At 65.7% G+C, this 16,432-nt stretch carries 15 protein-coding genes and 1 pseudogene; 9 read left to right on the top strand and 7 right to left on the bottom strand.

Annotated features, from left to right (window positions below; all coding sequences use genetic code 11):
* Positions 1 to 6 precede the first annotated feature (6 nt).
* Positions 7 to 1,431 (bottom strand): aminotransferase-like domain-containing protein, encoded by a 1,425-nt coding sequence (locus EYW47_RS00080; RefSeq protein WP_133192857.1) that lies wholly within the window; start codon positions 1,429 to 1,431, stop codon positions 7 to 9.
* Positions 1,432 to 1,713: 282 nt separating this feature from the next.
* On the opposite strand from EYW47_RS00080, the gene cyoA reads away from it, so the two are divergent.
* From cyoA to cyoD, 4 genes are read left to right on the top strand one after another with little or no spacing between them, the layout of a single operon-like run.
* Positions 1,714 to 2,685, top strand: coding sequence for a ubiquinol oxidase subunit II (gene cyoA, locus EYW47_RS00075; protein WP_240763468.1), 972 nt, complete (start codon positions 1,714 to 1,716; stop codon positions 2,683 to 2,685).
* A gap of 6 nt (positions 2,686 to 2,691) precedes the next feature.
* Positions 2,692 to 4,710, top strand: coding sequence for a cytochrome o ubiquinol oxidase subunit I (gene cyoB, locus EYW47_RS00070; RefSeq protein ID WP_133192855.1), 2,019 nt, complete (start codon positions 2,692 to 2,694; stop codon positions 4,708 to 4,710).
* Between the two features lie 2 nt (positions 4,711 to 4,712).
* Positions 4,713 to 5,324: a cytochrome o ubiquinol oxidase subunit III gene (gene cyoC / locus EYW47_RS00065; protein ID WP_133192854.1), complete on the top strand. Its 612-nt coding sequence runs from the start codon at positions 4,713 to 4,715 to the stop codon at positions 5,322 to 5,324.
* Positions 5,321 to 5,707 carry a cytochrome o ubiquinol oxidase subunit IV gene (gene cyoD, locus EYW47_RS00060; protein WP_276322919.1) on the top strand — a complete coding sequence of 129 codons (387 nt, stop codon included), beginning with the start codon at positions 5,321 to 5,323 and terminating at the stop codon, positions 5,705 to 5,707. Before cyoC ends, cyoD begins: the two co-directional genes overlap by 4 nt.
* Positions 5,708 to 5,811: 104 nt before the next feature.
* Here cyoD and EYW47_RS00055 read toward each other — a convergent pair whose 3' ends face one another.
* Both EYW47_RS00055 and EYW47_RS00050 read right to left on the bottom strand, forming a co-directional pair.
* A complete protein-coding gene (locus EYW47_RS00055; RefSeq protein WP_377785219.1) occupies positions 5,812 to 7,146 on the bottom strand; it encodes a type II toxin-antitoxin system HipA family toxin in 1,335 nt (444 codons plus the stop codon).
* Entirely contained in the window at positions 7,143 to 7,682 is a 540-nt protein-coding gene (locus EYW47_RS00050) for a helix-turn-helix domain-containing protein (RefSeq protein WP_133192852.1), read from the bottom strand. Before EYW47_RS00050 ends, EYW47_RS00055 begins: the two co-directional genes overlap by 4 nt.
* Before the next feature lie 381 nt (positions 7,683 to 8,063).
* Here EYW47_RS00050 and EYW47_RS00045 point away from each other — a divergent pair, with 381 nt between their 5' ends.
* Both EYW47_RS00045 and EYW47_RS00040 read left to right on the top strand, forming a co-directional pair.
* A complete protein-coding gene (locus EYW47_RS00045; protein ID WP_133192851.1) occupies positions 8,064 to 9,281 on the top strand; it encodes an amidohydrolase family protein in 1,218 nt (405 codons plus the stop codon).
* A gap of 87 nt (positions 9,282 to 9,368) precedes the next feature.
* Positions 9,369 to 10,217 (top strand): bifunctional allantoicase/(S)-ureidoglycine aminohydrolase, encoded by an 849-nt coding sequence (locus EYW47_RS00040; protein WP_133192850.1) that lies wholly within the window; start codon positions 9,369 to 9,371, stop codon positions 10,215 to 10,217.
* On the opposite strand, the gene EYW47_RS00035 is transcribed toward EYW47_RS00040, so the two are convergent.
* Positions 10,214 to 11,665: an amidohydrolase family protein gene (locus EYW47_RS00035; protein WP_133192849.1), complete on the bottom strand. Its 1,452-nt coding sequence runs from the start codon at positions 11,663 to 11,665 to the stop codon at positions 10,214 to 10,216. The two genes, EYW47_RS00040 and EYW47_RS00035, sit on opposite strands and share 4 nt — an antisense overlap.
* A 43-nt stretch (positions 11,666 to 11,708) precedes the next feature.
* On the bottom strand, positions 11,709 to 12,926 hold the full coding sequence (locus EYW47_RS00030; RefSeq protein WP_133192848.1) for an amidohydrolase family protein: 1,218 nt from the start codon (positions 12,924 to 12,926) through the stop codon (positions 11,709 to 11,711).
* Positions 12,927 to 13,031: 105 nt separating this feature from the next.
* Here EYW47_RS00030 and EYW47_RS40655 point away from each other — a divergent pair, with 105 nt between their 5' ends.
* The 3 genes from EYW47_RS40655 (at position 13,032) to otnI (ending at position 15,183) form a co-directional block, all read left to right on the top strand.
* Positions 13,032 to 13,379: a hypothetical protein gene (locus tag EYW47_RS40655; protein ID WP_165976452.1), complete on the top strand. Its 348-nt coding sequence runs from the start codon at positions 13,032 to 13,034 to the stop codon at positions 13,377 to 13,379.
* A 37-nt stretch (positions 13,380 to 13,416) separates the two neighbouring features.
* The gene (locus tag EYW47_RS00020) at positions 13,417 to 14,298 is read left to right on the top strand and encodes a LysR family transcriptional regulator (RefSeq protein ID WP_133192847.1); all 882 of its coding nucleotides are present in this window, start codon (positions 13,417 to 13,419) and stop codon (positions 14,296 to 14,298) included.
* A gap of 90 nt (positions 14,299 to 14,388) precedes the next feature.
* Positions 14,389 to 15,183, top strand: a complete 795-nt coding sequence (gene otnI, locus EYW47_RS00015; protein ID WP_133192846.1) for a 2-oxo-tetronate isomerase — start codon at positions 14,389 to 14,391, stop codon at positions 15,181 to 15,183.
* A gap of 49 nt (positions 15,184 to 15,232) precedes the next feature.
* On the opposite strand, the gene EYW47_RS00010 is transcribed toward otnI, so the two are convergent.
* Entirely contained in the window at positions 15,233 to 15,661 is a 429-nt protein-coding gene (locus tag EYW47_RS00010; RefSeq protein WP_133192845.1) for a DUF3293 domain-containing protein, read from the bottom strand.
* Positions 15,662 to 16,091: 430 nt separating this feature from the next.
* Positions 16,092 to 16,432, bottom strand: a pseudogene (locus EYW47_RS00005) (hypothetical protein); the annotation flags it as partial.

Genomic DNA, 16,432 nt, shown 5'->3' with positions numbered 1-16,432 from the left:
CGAAATCTAGACGAGCACTTGCGCGGTTGCCGACCGGTCGCTAGCGAGCAACGCGGAAAGGCGCCGCAGCGCGGCCTGCAGACGCGTGCGCTCGGCGGTCGCGCCCAACGAGATGCGGATCGCATTTGCCGTATTCCCGGTCGTGCCCAAGCCTTGCTCGAACGCCGTGGACGGCGCTACAGCAAGGCCTTCGGTGCTCGCGGCCGCCGCGAGTTCGCGTGCCTGCCAGTAGCTCGGCAGCGCGTACCAGAGATGAATGCCCGCGTTCTCGCAGGCCGCCGGCCCGAGCATCTGCGCCGCCATGCGCTGACGTGCCTGCGCCTCGGCACGCACGCCTTCGAAGATCCGCGCGGCCGTGCCGTCTTCGATCCACTGCAGGGCCAGCGCATTCGTGAGCGGAGCGGCCATGAGCGAGAAGCTGCGCAGCGCAGCCAGCACGCGCGCGCGCGACGCGGCATCGGGCAACGTCAGGAATGCCGTGCGCAGGCCCGGCGAGAGCGTTTTCGAGAGTGTGCAGACGTAGCAGACCTGCGCCGGCGCGAGGCGCGCAAGCGGCGGCGGCGCCTCGGGCGCGAAGCGCCAGTAAGGATCGTCTTCGACAATGCGCAGGCCGCAGCGCGCCGCTACCTCGAGAATCGCGCGGCGGCGCGTTTCCGGCATGGTCGCGGCGGTGGGGTTCTGCAGCGTGGGGTTCAGGTACAAGAGGCGCGCGCCATGCAGGTCGCACGCGGCTTCGAGCGCGTCGGGCAGCATGCCTTCGGCGTCCGTCGCCACGGTTTCGAGGCGGCGCCCCAGTTGCGCGACCGCGTGCGGCAGCCCCGGATAGACGAGCGGCTCGCTCAGCACGACCTCGCCCGGCCCCGTGAACGCAAGGATCAGCGCGGCCAGCGCCGCCTGCGCGCCGGGGCACACGGCCACCTGCGCGGGGTCGATCTTGCCGAGCATCGGCTCGAGCCATTTCGCGCCCGTCGCGCAATCGGCCGCGCTGCCGCCGCCGATGTGATAGGTCATCAGCAAGTCGGCGTCGCTGCGCAGCAAGAGGCGCGAGAGGCCTTCGCGCAGCAACGCGTCGGTGTCGATGCCGGCCGGCGGCGGCGGGATGTTCATGCTCAGGTCCACGCGCCGCTCGAGCTCCGCGCGCGGAGCCGCGATGAAGGTGCCGAGCGGTCCGCGCGCCTCGATCAGCGCGCGCCGCCGCGCCTCGTTGAAGCCGCGCGTCACGGTCGTGAGGTCCACGCCGAGGAGCGCCGCGAGCGCGCGCTGAGCGGGCACACGCTCGCCCGGCGCCAGCATGCCTTCGGCCACCGCGCGCTCGATGAAGTCGACAAGCCGCAGATAGCGCGGCCCGCTGCCGCCTTGTAGCGCTGAAGCCCATGTCTCGGCCCACTCTGGCGCCGTGATGTCTGGATCGATGGGATCGTTTCGCGTCATTTTGTCGCGGATGTATGCATGATGTCTTACTCTAGCATGCGGACACGAAGCGCGTAAATCCATACATAAAGGCTATGTATGGCTATCTGGGCGGCGGCGTCTGCCCGCCGCCGTGAGAGCGATGTGAGCATCGTATGGATGGGTTTGCGCGACAAGTCAACCATGGAACCCGACATGCGCACCTCCCACACACGAAGAGGACCGGCCGTCGAAGCCGGCCCGCCGCTTCCACAACCTGAGCGCCCGCGCTCATCCCCACCACGCACCCTCCGCACCTGCGCGATGCTTGCGCTCGCGGCCGCTCTCGCGCTGCTCGGCGGCTGCAGCTCCGTGCTGCTCGACCCGAAAGGCGACATCGGCATGCAGGAGAAGAACCTCATCCTGATCGCGCTCGGCCTCATGCTGCTCGTAGTGATCCCCGTGATCGCGCTCACGCTCTGGTTCGCGTGGCGCTATCGCGCGACCAACACGCGCGCGACCTACGCGCCGAAGTGGTCGCATTCGACCGCGATCGAAGTCGTGGTGTGGTCGATCCCCTGCGTGATCGTGCTCACGCTCGGCGCGCTGATCTGGCGCACGACGCACGCGCTCGATCCGTACCGGCCGATCGAATCGCAGCAAAAGCCCATCCGCGTGGACGTGGTCGCGCTGAACTGGAAGTGGCTCTTCATCTACCCGGATTACGGCGTCGCCTCGGTGAACCAGCTCGCGATTCCGGTCGACACGCCCGTGTCGTTCCGCCTGACCGCCGACTCGCTGATGAACTCGTTCTTCATCCCCCAGCTTGGCAGCCAGGTCTATGCGATGTCGGGCATGCAGACACAACTGCATCTGATCGCGAACCATCCCGGCACCTATGCGGGCCGCTCGGCGGCATTCAGCGGGCCGGGCTTCTCGGACATGCATTTCGACACGCTCGCCACCAGCCGCGCCGATTTCGACGCCTGGATCGCGCGTGCGAAAGCCTCGCCCGCGGTGCTGAGCCGCGGCGCCTACGCGCGGCTCGCGCAGCCGGGCGAGAAGACGCCCGTCACCTTCTATTCGAACGTCGCGCAGGGCCTTTTCGATGGCGTAGTCGGCCAGTACATGCGCGACGTTCACGGCAATCCTATCTGCGGCACGGGTGCGGGCGTGAACAACCCGGCGCTCCCCCTCGATCGTCCCAATGGCCTCGTGTCCGCCACGTCGGCCGGTTCGGTCAGCGCAGTGCATACGGTGAAAACGACCCCCTCGGCCACCCTGGCAGCGGAGTAAACACACATGTTCGGAAAACTCACGCTCGATGCCGTTCCCTGGCACGAGCCGATCATCATGGGCACGGGCGCCGTCGTGGCGCTCGGCGGCCTTGCCTTGCTCGCCGCGATCACGCTCGCGGGGAAGTGGGGCTACCTGTGGCGCGAGTGGATCACCTCGGTGGACCACAAGCGCATCGGCATCATGTATATCGTGCTCGCGGTCGTCATGCTGCTGCGCGGCTTTGCCGATGCGATCATGATGCGCGTGCAGCAGGCCGTTGCCTTCAACGACGCGGCGGGCTATCTGCCGCCGCATCACTACGACCAGATCTTCACGGCGCACGGCGTCATCATGATCTTCTTCGTGGCCACGCCGCTCATTCTCGGGCTCATGAACGTGGTCGTGCCGCTGCAGATCGGCGCGCGCGACGTGGCGTACCCGTTCGTGAACTCGCTCTCCTACTGGCTCTCGGTGGTGGGCGCAGTGCTGGTGATGGTTTCCATGTTCGTCGGCGACTTCGCCGCGACGGGCTGGGTCGCGTATCCGCCGCTCTCGGAGCTCGGCTACAGCCCGACTGTCGGTATGGACTACTACATATGGTCCTTGCAGCTCTCGGGACTCGGCACCACGCTCTCGGGCATCAACTTCATCGTGACCATCCTGCGCATGCGCGCGCCCGGGATGGACCTCATGAAGATGCCGGTGTTCGTGTGGACCGCGCTCATCACCAACATCCTGATCGTCGCGGTGTTCCCGGTGCTCACCGGCACGCTCGCGCTGCTCACGATGGACCGCTATCTCGACATGCACTTCTTCACGAACGAGCTCGGCGGCAACGCGATGATGTACATCAACCTGATCTGGGTGTGGGGCCACCCCGAGGTCTACATCCTGATCCTGCCCGCGTTCGGCGCGTTCTCGGAGATCATCGCGACGTTCTCGGGCAAGCCGCTGTTCGGCTACAAGTCGATGGTCTACGCGACGTCCTCGATCGGCATTCTCTCGTTCTTCGTGTGGCTGCATCACTTCTTCACGATGGGCTCGGGCGCGAACGTCAATGCGTTCTTCGGCATCATGACCACGATCATCTCGATCCCGACCGGCGTGAAGCTGTTCAACTGGCTCTTCACGATGTACCGCGGCCGCATCCGCTATCACAGCGCGACGCTCTGGACCATCGGCTTCATGGTGACCTTCGCCGTGGGCGGCATGACCGGCGTGCTGCTCGCCGTGCCGGGCGCGGACTTCGTGCTGCACAACTCGCTGTTCCTTGTCGCGCACTTCCATAACGTGATCATCGGCGGCGTGGTGTTCGGCTGTCTTGCGGGTGTGAGCTTCTGGTTCCCGAAGGTGTTCGGCTTCACGCTCAATGAGTTCTGGGGCAAGGTGTCGTTCTGGTGCTGGCTGATCGGCTATTGGCTCGCGTTCACGCCGCTCTATATCCTCGGCTTCGAGGGCATGACGCGCCGCATGAATCACTACGCGGTGCCCGGCTGGCATCCGTGGCTCGTGGTGGCGCTCGTGGGCGCGGTGTTCGTGGGACTCGGCATCCTCGCCTTTATCGTGCAGCTTTACGTGAGCATTCGCGAGCGCGATGCGAGCCGCGACCTCACCGGCGACCCTTGGGACGGCCGCAGCCTCGAATGGTCGACGGCCTCGCCCGCGCCGTTCTATAACTTCGCCGTGCTGCCGGAGATCACCTCGATGGAGCAGCACTGGGACAACAAGGAAGCGGGCCGCGCGTACGTGCAGCCGCGCGCCTACGAGGACATCCATATGCCGCGCAACACGGGCGCGGGCTTCATCATCGCCGCGTTCAGCCTGCTGTTCGGCTTTGCCGCCGTGTGGCACATGTGGCTGTTCGCGGCGGTGGGGCTCGTCGGCATGATCGGCACGTTCATCGTGCGCAGCTACGACCAGGACGTCGATTACTGGGTGTCGGCCGCGGAGGTGGCGCGCATCGAGAACGCGCGCTTCAGGCAGCTTGGTATCGCACGCTTCGAACAACCCGGGCAAGTTGAACAACTCAAGGAGATGGCTTGACCATGGCTCACGCTGCTACCACTCACGCCCATGGGCACGGCCACGATCACGGTCACGACGACGGCACCAAAACCACCTTGGGGTTCTGGATCTACCTGATGAGCGATTGCCTCATCTTCGCGACGCTCTTCGCCACTTTCGGCGTGCTCGCGAATGCAACGGCAGGGGGCCCGGGCGCCAGGCAACTCTTCGAGCTGCCCTACGTGCTGGGCGAAACGCTGCTGCTGCTCGCGAGCAGCGTCACGTTCGGCATGGCGATGCTGGGTCTCCACACGCAGCGCCAAGCGCAGGTGATCGTGTGGCTCGCGATTACCTTCGCGTTCGGCGCGGGCTTCGTCGGCATGGAGGTGAACGAGTTCGCAAAGCTCATTGCCGATGGCGCGGGCCCGCATACGAGCGCGTATCTTTCGGCGTACTTCACGCTGGTCGGCACCCACGGCCTGCACGTCACAGCCGGCTTGCTGTGGATCGCGATCATGATGCATCAGACCTGGAAATTCGGCCTCATCGGCGCGATCCGCCGCCGTCTCGCGTGCCTGAGTCTGTTCTGGCACTTCCTGGATCTCGTGTGGATCTGTGTTTTCACCTTTGTTTATCTGCGAGGCATGCTGTGAGCCAGACCAACCTTACGCATTCGGGCAGCCACGACGATAGCCACGACAATACGCACGGCAGTCTCAAGAGCTACATGATCGGCACGATACTGTCGCTCGTGCTCACGCTCGCGTCGTTCGGCGTGGTGATGCTGCATGCGGTGCCGCCCGAAGCCGGGCTTGCGGCCATCGTCGCGCTGTGCGTCGCTCAGCTCGTCGTGCAGCTCGTGTATTTCCTGCATATCGGCGCCTCGCGCAGCCAGCTCGCGAACACCGGCATCTTCGTGTGCACGGCGTTCCTGATAGCGGTGATCGTCGGGCTTTCGCTGTGGGTCATGCACAACGCGAACGTCAACATGATGCCCACGCAGATGAGCATCGAACGCGCAATGGCGCGCGACTGATCCCGCGCACCCTGGCCCGGCCGCGCCAGGCCGACCGGCAACGCACGGCGCGCGCGTTGCCGGCATCGGCCCGAGCAGTCACACAGCAGCCAGACAGCAGCCACTCAAGCCGCCGACAGAACCCTTGCCTGCCTGCGCATGCCCGCGAAGATCGTCTCGGCCACGTCGAGCGGAAAGTCGCCGGGAAGCTGCTCGGCGACTTCACCGATCACGCGTTCGGTGTCCCCAGCCACCGATGCCATCATGGCCTCGACCTGCTCGACGGCAAAGCCCACGCGCTGCCCCTGGGCGATCCAGTGGCGCGGCAGGATCTGCGCGATGCGGTAGTGCGCGTTGCGTCCGCGCACGGCCATCGCGAGGCTCGCGCGCTGCGCGGGAAGCTGATTGCGCCCGCGCCCGATGATCGGATGCGCCGAGAGCACGTCGTAGAGCGGTGTGGCGGCGTACCGGCTGCCGGGATGATGCGCGATGCTGAAGTTCTTGGCGTGGCCATCGGTTGCGGCAAGCAGCCAGAAAATCAGTTGTGCCATGAAAAAATGGCGCCGGTCGTCTGCCTGGCGCGAGGAGCCCCCGAGCACGGCCATGACGCTTTCGATGCCGGGGCCGCCGTCGGCTTCATACTTGTGCAGGCCCGGCGTACCCGTTGCCTGGCACAGGTCCTCCTGCGGCAGGCGCACGATCCAGCGGCCGTTGCGCGCAATGCGCCGGTCGAAGCGCTCCACCGCGAGCACCTTGGTGTCTTCGAAATGGGCGATCTCGCAGGGCGCGATCGGCAGACCGAAAGCGGCGACGATCTTCGCGCAGAGCCATTCGTTCTCGACCGAGGTGCGCATGTCGGCACGCATGTTGCCGACGAGGCCGAGCGGCAGCTTCAGAATGTGCGTGGTGGGCGTGCTGCCCACGGGCAGCAGCCAGCGGCCGCCGTGCCAGAGCAGGGCGGTTTTTTCCTGCGCGCCGGCAATCGAGAGGCGCAGGTCGTCCACGCTTTCATGCTCGGCAAACGGCGGGGCGGAGGTGGTGTCGCGCAAGAGCCGCGCAATGGCGGCTTCGGACAGCGGCTTGCCTTCGATGCTTTCGAGTCCCGCTGGCTCCTCGCCGGCCGGCAGCAGTTGCAGCGCGCCCACGCAGTCGCGCCCGAGCACGGCGAGAAGCTCGAACGGCGTGGTGCCGCCCGTGCGGTAGCGGGCCGCGATGCGGCGCCGGATGCGCTCGCTGTCGGGTAGCAGGTTGTCGAAGTAATCGGTGACGACGGCGCCGCGCAACGGCTGATTGCCGGGCGTGAAGGGCAGCGAAAGCGACAGCGGCCGGCCTTGCTCGTCTTCCATCCAGCTTTCGAAATACGCAAGGCGTTCCACGCCGCGCGCAATCTCCCAGTAGCCAACGGGCAGGCCGTTCATCCACAAGTCGAGACGGTTCGTCTGGCGGGCGCGCGCCATCACCAGTCCTCCCGCTTGCGCGGCTTCGCGCGGGTCTTTGGCGCCGTGCTCTTGCCGGCGGCGGAGGGGGTGACGCGTTTTGCGGCGCGCGTGGGAGCTGCTGTGGGTGCCGCTGCGGGTGCCGGCTTGGGCGCCGCACGCTTTTTCGCGGCGGCGCTGCGCGTGGCAGGCACGGCCGCCGCCTTGCGCCTGGGCGGGTTAGCCGGAGCGCCGCGTGCCTTGCCCTCAAGGGGGCGGCTTTCCGGGGCTTTGCTCTTCGCAGGGCCAGCCGGGGCCGCGGCACTTTTGGCCCGGTTGCCGCGCTCAGCCCTCATAGGGAGGGAAGCCGCCCAGGACAGGCGCATTTCGACCGCGAACAAGCGCAGAACGCGAAAGAGCCGGTCGACGCTTGCGGACTCGGGGTGCGCTTCGAAGGCGGCATAGCTTTGCTGGGAAATACCGAGGCGCTGCGCCACCTTTTCCTGGGTGAGACCGGCTTGCTTGCGGAATCCCAGCAGCATGGGGCGCAGCTGGCTGACGGTCTTGAGCGAGTAGTCCACGCGAGGCTCCTGCTGCGGTGACGTGGCGAAGGGAAGGGGCGACTCACAGTCTATAGGCTGTAAATGCAAAATACAACCTTAAAGCTGTAAATGCAAAATACAGCCTATGGATTGTATATGCGGATTACAGCTCTCAGGCTGTTTATGTGGATTACCGCCATCAGGCTGTCGATGCGGCATGTCGGGATTCGCTGGCGAGGTATCTGCCCTGGCGGCAAGCTATTTGAAAAATAAATGATGGACATTCCAACATTTAATTTGCCGATAACGCCGACGTCCGATATGGTGTTGACATCTATCCTCCCATAGGCCCACGCTGCGCAGCGAGCGCAACGCAGATCGGAACGCGTTGAGTGGGTCGTGATTTGCCGAGACACAGTCATGTTCGATCGCGTATTCGTCAACGCCGTGGGCGCTGACGGCCAGTCCCTGAATCTCACCGTACGCGACGGACGCCTGGTCACCCTTGGCACGCAGCGCCCCGAGACCGGCGGCGCCGAAGTCGTCGACCTCAAGGGGCACCTCGTGCTGCCGGGCTTCGTCGACGGCCACATCCACCTTGACAAGAGCTTCGTCGGCGACCGCTGGCGCCCCCATCGCGTCGCGGCAACGCTGCGCGAGCGCCTCGCCGACGAAAAAGCCGCGCTGGCCGGCGCGGCGCCCATTGCCGCGCGCGCCGATGCGCTGATCCGCCAGGTGGCATCGTTCGGCACCATGGCCATGCGCAGCCACGTCGACGTGGACGCCACGACCGGCCTGACCCACCTTCACGCCGTGATGGAAGCGCGCGAAAAATGGCGCGGCATCATGGACATCGAGCTTGTTGCCTTTCCGCAGGCCGGGGTCGTGTCGTGCCCGGGCACCGCCGAGGTGCTCGACGCGGCCGCGCGCGAAGGCGCCGACGTCGTGGGCGGCATCGACCCGACCACGCTCGACGGCGACGCCGAGGGCCAGCTCGATATCGTCTTCGGCATTGCACAAAAGCGCGGCGTGAAGATCGACATTCATCTGCACGAACCCGGCGAGCAAGGCATCGAGCAACTGCACCGCATCGCGGCACGCACTCTGGCAGCCGGCCTGCAGGGCAGGGTGTCGGTGAGCCATGCCTATGCGCTCGGCGACGTCGGTCCGGACGCGGTGGCGCGCATCGCCGACGCGCTTGCCGCGGCCGGCGTGTCGATCATGACGAATGCCCCCGGCGACCGCGCCTTTCCGCCGATTCTCCAGCTGCGCGCGGCCGGCGTGCGCGTGTTCAGCGGCAACGACAACATTCAGGACGCCTGGTGGCCGTACGGCAACGGCGACATGCTGCAGCGCGCCATGCTGCTCGGCTACCGCTCCGGCTTCTATACCGACGAGGAGTTGCTGGTCGCGCTGGACATGGCGACCGAAGCCGGCGCGGCCGTGATCGGCAAGCGCGACTACGGCCTGAAGCCGGGCAACGAGGCGTCGTTCGTGATCCTCAAGGCGCCGAACGCAGCGGCTGCGGTTGCGGCCGCGCCCGCCGAACGTGTCATCGTCCGGCGCGGGCAATTCTGGGGTGACATCGCCCGCATGAGCTTCGAACCCACGCAGGCCGCATCCGGCCAGCGCGGCTAACTATCCCGAGCGCCTTCGCGCGCGCGTTTGTCCGCGCGCGGCCTCGCCTTTGAAGTTGTGACATCAAATCCTCACGGAGCGTCAAGCATGTCATCCAGTCCTTACTATGCGCCGAAAGGCGGCCATCCGGCCCAGACCGAGTTGCTGACCGATCGCGCGATGTTCACCGAAGCGTACGCGGTCATTCCGAAGGGCGTGATTCGCGACATCGTCACGAGCTACCTGCCGTTCTGGGACAAGACCCGCCTGTGGGTGCTCGCACGTCCGCTGACCGGTTTCGCCGAGACGTTCTCGCAGTACATCATGGAAGTGAGCCCTGGCGGCGGCAGCGATCGTCCCGAACTCGACGATCTCGCTGAAGGCGTGATCTTCGTGGTCGACGGCGAGCTCGAGCTCAAGCTCAACGGCGTCGAGCACAAGCTCGTGCCGGGCGGCTACGCATTCATTCCGCCGCGCACGAACTGGACGCTGCACAACCGCAGCGGCAACGTCGCAAGCTTCCACTGGCTGCGCAAGCACTACGAAGCCGTCGACGGCGTGCCGATGCCCGAAGCCTTCGTCACGAACGAGCGCGACATCGAGCCGATCCCGATGCCCGGCACCGAAGGCCGCTGGGTGACGACGCGCTTCGTCGACATGAGCGACATGCGCCACGACATGCACGTGAACATCGTCACGTTCGAGCCGGGCGGCGTGATCCCGTTCGCGGAAACGCACGTGATGGAGCACGGCCTCTATGTGCTCGAAGGCAAGGCCGTCTACCGCCTGAACCAGGACTGGGTGGAAGTCGAAGCCGGCGACTTCATGTGGCTGCGCGCGTTCTGCCCGCAAGCCTGCTATGCGGGCGGCCCGTCGCGCTTCCGCTACCTGCTGTACAAGGACGTGAACCGCACGGTGAAGCTCACGCTCGGCCAGCAGCCGACGCGCAAGGCTTAATAGCGGCTGCCCCGCCACAGCGTCGCCGGCATTTCCAGCAGGTGACGCAGGCCGCTGCGCTCGAGCATGCGCTCCGCAGCGGCCTCTACCCGTTCCAGAATCTCCCCTTCGTCCACCGACAGCACGCGGTAATCCTCCATCAGGATCCGGCCGCCCACCATCGTCATGCACACGTCCGCGGCATTCGCGAAGCACGTGACGCGATAGACAGGCATGTTCATCGGCATCAGATGCGGCTTGAAAAGGTCGACGAGAATGATGTCGGCCAGCTTGCCCACCTCGAGCGAACCGATTTCCTCATCGAGCGACAACGCCTTCGCGGCGTCGATCGTGATCATCTCCAGCACCTTGCCATGCGGCAGCACGTCCGGATCGCGGAAGTGCCGGCGGTGGTAGTGCATGCACTGCCACATGTGGCGGAACATGTCGTAGCCGCGGTCGGGCGCGGCGGCGTCCGAGCCAATCGCCACCGTGACGCCCGCATCGATCAGCTCCGGCACGGGGCAGCGTCCGATGATCGACATGATCGCGCTCGGGTTATGCACGATCGAGGCTCCCGATTCCACGCACGCGGCAATGTCCGCTTCGGTAAGGTCGATGGCGTGGGACATGAACGACTTCGCATTCATGAGCCCCAGCTCGCGGTGCGCGAACGCCAGCGTGCCGGCGCGATGGCCGTCCTGCGTGAAGCTCAGAGCGTGTGCCTGCGCCAGCGCCATGTAGCGTGCCGCCTCGTTGCGCGCCACGTCTTCCCATTGCGCCTGCGCCGGGTAATGCTGAGGCGCAAAGACGGGTAGGGTCAGCGCGATGTGGATGCGCCCGTTTGCATCGCCGTGGCAAGTGTCGACGATCGCTTTGCACACTTCGTACATCTGATCGAAATCGACTTCGCGCGTCGTGCTGCCGTTTGAGCCGTGCCGGGTATAGGCGCGCGGCGAGGGTGGCCGCGAAGGGCCGACCGCAACCATCGAGCGCGTGCCTGTCTTCACCACGGCATCGCAATGGCGCCGCGCGTAGACGGGATCGTCCACGCGCATGATCGAATCGCCGCCGCCGAGCAGCGAGACGCCCGTCGTCACGCCGGCCTTCAGGCGTTCGAGCGCCGCGAGATGCGATTCCACCTCCCAGAATTCCTCGTCCGATGCCTGCGTGTAGATGGCCTCGCAGGCATCCGTCCACGCGTCGCCGTCCGCGCCGCCGATGGTGCGCAGCATCGCGTGGCCCGCGTGCGCGTGCGCGTCGATGAAGCCCGGCAGCACGGCCTTGCGGCGCGCGTCGATCGTGCGTTCTGCAGAATACTTTGCGCTGAGCTCGGCGGTCGCGCCGACCGCGACGATGCGATCACCCTTGACCGCCACCGCGCCGTCGTCGATCACGCGGCGCGCCGGGTCGAGCGTTATCACGCAGCCGTGCGCGATCAGCACATCTACGCGTTCCCGATTGTCCATGTCAACTCTCGTTCGTGGGCTTTTTCATGAGTCAGCCGGCACATTACACGCCGTTAGTGAGCACGCCGTCACGCGCGACGATGCGCCCGTTCGCCATCACCAGCTTGCGCGCCGGCCGCGCGACCACCGCGTGCGCGACCGTCTGGGCGTCCACCAGCACGAGGTCGGCGCGCGCGCCGGGCTGCAGGCCGTAATCGGCGAAGCCGCAGCCGCTCGCGGCCGCCGCGCTCACGCAATCGAACGCGACCGCCAGATCGTCGTCGCGCCGCAGGTCGTAGCGCATGCCGATCAGCATCGCGCGCTCGAGCATGTCCGGCACGCCGTAGGGCGTCCACGTATCGCGTATGCCGTCGTTGCCGCCGAGGATCGTGATGCCCAGCTCGCGGCAGCGCTTGAGCGGCGGCACGGGGCGCGAGGGCGGTGCGCTCGTCAGCAGCGCCACGCGCAGGCGCGCAACGCGTTCGAGCAGCGCCGTGGGTTCAGGCAGCGCACCAAGGCAGAAAGCGTGGCTCACCACGACACGTCCCTGCATGCCCAGAGCCTCGACGCGATCGAGCAGCAGCTTCAGCGTGAACGCACCAATCTCGCCCGGCTCGTGCAGGTGGATGTCGATGGGTTTGCCGTAACGCTCGGCCAGCGCGAAGGTGGCGTCGAGCGACCCCACCGGATCGCCGTCGATCAAGGCGGGATCGAGCGCGCCGAGCACGTCGGCGCCGGCGGCGAGCGCGTTGCCGAGCAGCTCGTCGGTGCCGGGACGGATCAGCATGCCCGACTGCGGAAAGGCGACGATCTGCATGTCGAGCACGTCGGCCAGCGTGTCGCGCGTGTCGAGCACGCCTTCGAGGTAGCGCAGGCCCGCATCGGTGTCGACGTCGACGTGCGTGCGCAAGCGCGTCGTGCCGGCTGCCAGGAACGCGCGAGAGAGCGCAAGCGATTGCTCGCCCGCATCGTACCCCGTGCTTTTGCGAAATTCGCGTTCGTTCGCAATGCGGTCGGTGAGATTCGGGCCGACTTCGTTCACGTACCAGTCGCGGCCCCAGAGCGTCTTGTCGAGGTGCGTGTGCCCTTCGACGAAGCCGGGCAGCAGCAGCGCGCCGCCGCCGTCTTCAACGATGGCATCGGGCGGCGCCGCTACGTTCGGGCCGATCGCCTCGATGCGTGCGCCGACGACCGAGACGGACACCAGCTGGCGATCGTGGCCATGATGAGCATCGGCCAAGCGAACATTGGAAAGCAGGAGAGGGCGGTTAGCAGAAGTCATGCCGATTCCACGGTAGTGGCCATGGAGCCTCGCAGTGCGCGTTGCGCGGCGCTGATGAGGACGAACACCAGCGCATTGGCGAACAGCGCAACGAGGCCCGTGTTAATGGAAGTGAAAGCGAGCGGCGCGCCCGGGAAAACCGAGGCGGGCGTCATGCCTCGCCAGTTTGCCAGCGCGAGCACGATCGCGCCCGCGAAGATGCCGCCGAACGCGGCTTCACGCGTGCCGAACGGGCGCTTCAGGAAATATGTCTGTACTGATCCCGGCGTTCGGCCGGATCGAAACGTTTCAATATTAGCGATTGCGCTCGCCATTCGAAAATTAAATGTTCGAATGCAATTCAGTGAAAAATCGAATGCGACCGGGATGCCCTGCAGGCGTTGCGCGGCGGCGGCGGTGCGCTGCGAATGCGAGGCAGGGCGGCACGCGATTGCCAGCCACGGTGCCGCGTGATAGAAGGCGGTATCTCATTCGAAAATCAAATGGTCCGATGAAAAACACCATAAGAGGGCATCGACCGCTGTTCGATCTGGACCTGCTCAAAGCGATCGTCATGGTGGCGGATTGCGGCACGTTCACGGCGGCGTCGTCGCGGCTGCATTCGACGCAATCGACGGTGAGCCAGAAAGTGAAGCGTCTGGAGGACATGGCGGGGCACAAGCTGCTCGAGCGCGGCGCCCGCGACGTGCGTCCGACCGATGCGGGCGAGACGCTGCTGGCCTACGCGCGGCGGATGCTGGCGCTCAACGACGAAATGATCGAATCGTTGGCGGGGGCGGCAGTGGGCTTGACGGTGCGCCTGGGCGTGCCGGAGGACTTCGTCGGCGGGCCGACGACCCATATGCTCGCGGCGTTCAATCGCAAGCATCCGCAGGTGAAGCTCGAAGTCACAAGTGGCCTGAGCCGCGACATCGCCAGCAGCTACGACCGCGGCGACCTCGACCTCGCACTCGTGAAGCACCGGCGCAACAGCCGCGAGGCGGTGGCCAGCTGGCCGGAGCAACTGCGCTGGATCGACAGCGCGAAGAATCCCTCGTTTCAGCTCGACCCGATACCGCTGGTCGCGTTCCCGCCGCGCGGGTTGTATCGCGACGACATGACGAACGCGATCGAAGGGCTAGGGCGCCGCTGGCGCCTGAGCTTTATCAGCTCGAGCCTGAGCGGCATCCAGGCAGCCGTGGCCGACGGGCTCGGCATCAGCCTGCTGCCGGCGCGCTCGGTCACGGCCGACCACGTCGTGCTCACGCAAAAGAGCGGGCTGCCTTCGGTCGAGACCATGGATATCGCGCTGCTGCACCGGCCGACCGCCGACACGGTCGTGAAGGAACTGGCACGGGCGATGTCGCGGATGATCGGCAAGCCGCGGCGCTGATGGCCTGACGTTTGCCCTTTCACGGTTGCCTGCGCCGCGCACGCATGTGCCGCGCCGCGCAGTTTTTGATCTCTAACCGGAGCTGATGCCATGCCGCGCTTCGCTGCGAATCTCAGCATGATGTACAACGAGCACCCGTTCCTCGACCGCTTCGCTGCTGCCGCTCGTGACGGCTTTCGCGCAGTCGAGTACCTCTTTCCCTATGAGCACCCGGCCGCCGAGATTCGCTCGCGCCTGGACGGCAACGGCCTCGTGCAGGCACTCTTCAATGCGCCGCCCGGCGACTGGGCCGCGGGCGAACGCGGCATGGCTTCGCTGCCTGGGCGCGAGGACGAGTTCCGCCGCTCGATCGAGACCGCGCTCGACTACGCGCGCACGATCGGCAACGACAAGCTGCACGTGATGGCGGGCCTGATCGGCGCCGGTGGCGATCGCGCGAGGCACCGCGAGACTTATTTACGCAATCTCGCGTGGGCGGCCGAAGCCGCGCGCGGCGACGGCATCCAGATCCTGATCGAGCCGATCAATCAGCGCGACATGCCCGGCTACTTCCTCAGCCGCCAGGACGACGCCCAGGCCATCTGCCGCGAGGTGGGCGCGCCGAACCTGCGCGTGCAGTTCGACTGCTACCACTGCCAGATTGTCGAAGGCGACCTCGCAATGAAGCTCAAACGCGACATCGCCGGCATTGGCCATATCCAGATTGCCGGCGTGCCGGAGCGGCACGAGCCGGATCTGGGCGAACTCAACTATCCGTACCTGTTCGCGCTGATCGATTCGCTTGGCTATGACGGCTGGATCGGCTGCGAATACCGCCCGAAGGCGGCCACTTCCGACGGGCTGGGCTGGCTGCGTCCGTATCTGCAAACGCCGCAGGCGCAGTGATCGACTTTCCCTCGAGACGGCATGCAAAGCGCGTGGATTAACGCGCGGATTAACGCAAGAGAATCAGGTGCGGCACGGCATCGGCGCCGCACCAGACGATCGCGTTCTGCCCGTGCTTTTCACCTAACGCCCTGGCGGCGTCGAGCGTCACGCCCAACACGAGAAAGCTGGCTTCGCCGGGCCACTGATTCGACGGATGTTTTCCGACGCCCTCGATGCAGGTGAGGCCGAGCGCCGCGAGTTCGTGCGCGAGCGCTTCTTGCCGGGCGGCATTGGCTTGAGGGTCGAGGCGCCGGCTGAGCGGATTGCAGGCGGTGACGAACGCGCTACAGGCAACGTGGCGGGCGTCATGCAGCGTGGCAAGCGCCGGATTGAATTGACCGATCTGCAGCGTTGCCGGCATCTCGCCCAGTACCTCGTAGTGTGTCTCGAGGTACGCCTGGATCGTGTCGCGCGCAATGTTCGAGTCTGAAAACAAAAAAACCTCCGTCTTTTGCGATCCACCTTGCCTGGGAAGGCGCTCAAGAATGCGCGCCGGGTGCCGTGATCAGCTCACGTCCGTTCATGGTTCGCCCCTGGTCGACGCCTCACGCGAGCGTGCGCCTCAACCAGGGCAGGAATCGGACATCTCTAATGAGCCAGAATCGGACATTTCAAAAAAGCCGTAACAAATTATCGGTTGATAATTTACATTATGTCAAATCAACGTTGGCAAACACGGCATCGCTGGCCTCGAAGGTATTCACGTCTGGACATGATCCTGTTCGCCTGGCAAATGTTTGTGCACATACTCGCTCAAAGGGCGCGCCGTAGCTTCTGCATCCATATTGACCGAATAATCACTCAACCATAGACGCTTTTTTGGAAAGGTGCCCCGAGCGGGGGCTCTCGCGTGCAATTCCAACTCCTCAGGAACTCAGTGAGCTTCTTCGCAGCCTTCGACGTTCAAGGCCGTTGCGCAACTGGCCCAGCATCCACGCACTGGCAACCAGGGCGAAATACAGGGTGAGGAGATTGTGGCGCCAGGCGTCGAGCGCAGGTTGATGGGCCATGAGCACGGGATCGACGTGTCGAAGCACAAGGCCCCTCCCCTCGACCGCTCGCATCATCCGGATAAAGCCCGCAGCGGACAGCAGCGGCAGCAGGACCATGAACGCCAGCAGTGCCGGCTTCATGCGGCGTGCCCACGCATAGTGGCGCAACCGGAACCACAGACCGAGACATCCGTGTATCCAGCCCGGTGCCAGCA

The organism is Paraburkholderia silviterrae (assembly GCF_004353915.1).
In the GTDB taxonomy this organism is placed as follows: Bacteria; Pseudomonadota; Gammaproteobacteria; order Burkholderiales; family Burkholderiaceae; genus Paraburkholderia; species Paraburkholderia silviterrae.
Note: the sequence above shows the minus strand (reverse complement) of the source record. Positions and strands in the feature narration are given on the sequence as shown.

Bases quoted from the DNA above. Each gene is read 5' to 3' on its own strand.
- EYW47_RS00080 (WP_133192857.1), bottom strand. From the start codon at position 1,431: ATGACGCGAAACGATCCCATCGATCCAGACATCACGGCGCCAGAGTGG.
- cyoA (WP_240763468.1), top strand. From the start codon at position 1,714: ATGCTTGCGCTCGCGGCCGCTCTCGCGCTGCTCGGCGGCTGCAGCTCC.
- cyoB (WP_133192855.1), top strand. From the start codon at position 2,692: ATGTTCGGAAAACTCACGCTCGATGCCGTTCCCTGGCACGAGCCGATC.
- cyoC (WP_133192854.1), top strand. From the start codon at position 4,713: ATGGCTCACGCTGCTACCACTCACGCCCATGGGCACGGCCACGATCAC.
- EYW47_RS00045 (WP_133192851.1), top strand. From the start codon at position 8,064: ATGTTCGATCGCGTATTCGTCAACGCCGTGGGCGCTGACGGCCAGTCC.
- EYW47_RS00040 (WP_133192850.1), top strand. From the start codon at position 9,369: ATGTCATCCAGTCCTTACTATGCGCCGAAAGGCGGCCATCCGGCCCAG.
- EYW47_RS00035 (WP_133192849.1), bottom strand. From the start codon at position 11,665: ATGGACAATCGGGAACGCGTAGATGTGCTGATCGCGCACGGCTGCGTG.
- EYW47_RS00030 (WP_133192848.1), bottom strand. From the start codon at position 12,926: ATGACTTCTGCTAACCGCCCTCTCCTGCTTTCCAATGTTCGCTTGGCC.
- EYW47_RS40655 (WP_165976452.1), top strand. From the start codon at position 13,032: ATGGAAGTGAAAGCGAGCGGCGCGCCCGGGAAAACCGAGGCGGGCGTC.
- EYW47_RS00020 (WP_133192847.1), top strand. From the start codon at position 13,417: ATGAAAAACACCATAAGAGGGCATCGACCGCTGTTCGATCTGGACCTG.
- otnI (WP_133192846.1), top strand. From the start codon at position 14,389: ATGCCGCGCTTCGCTGCGAATCTCAGCATGATGTACAACGAGCACCCG.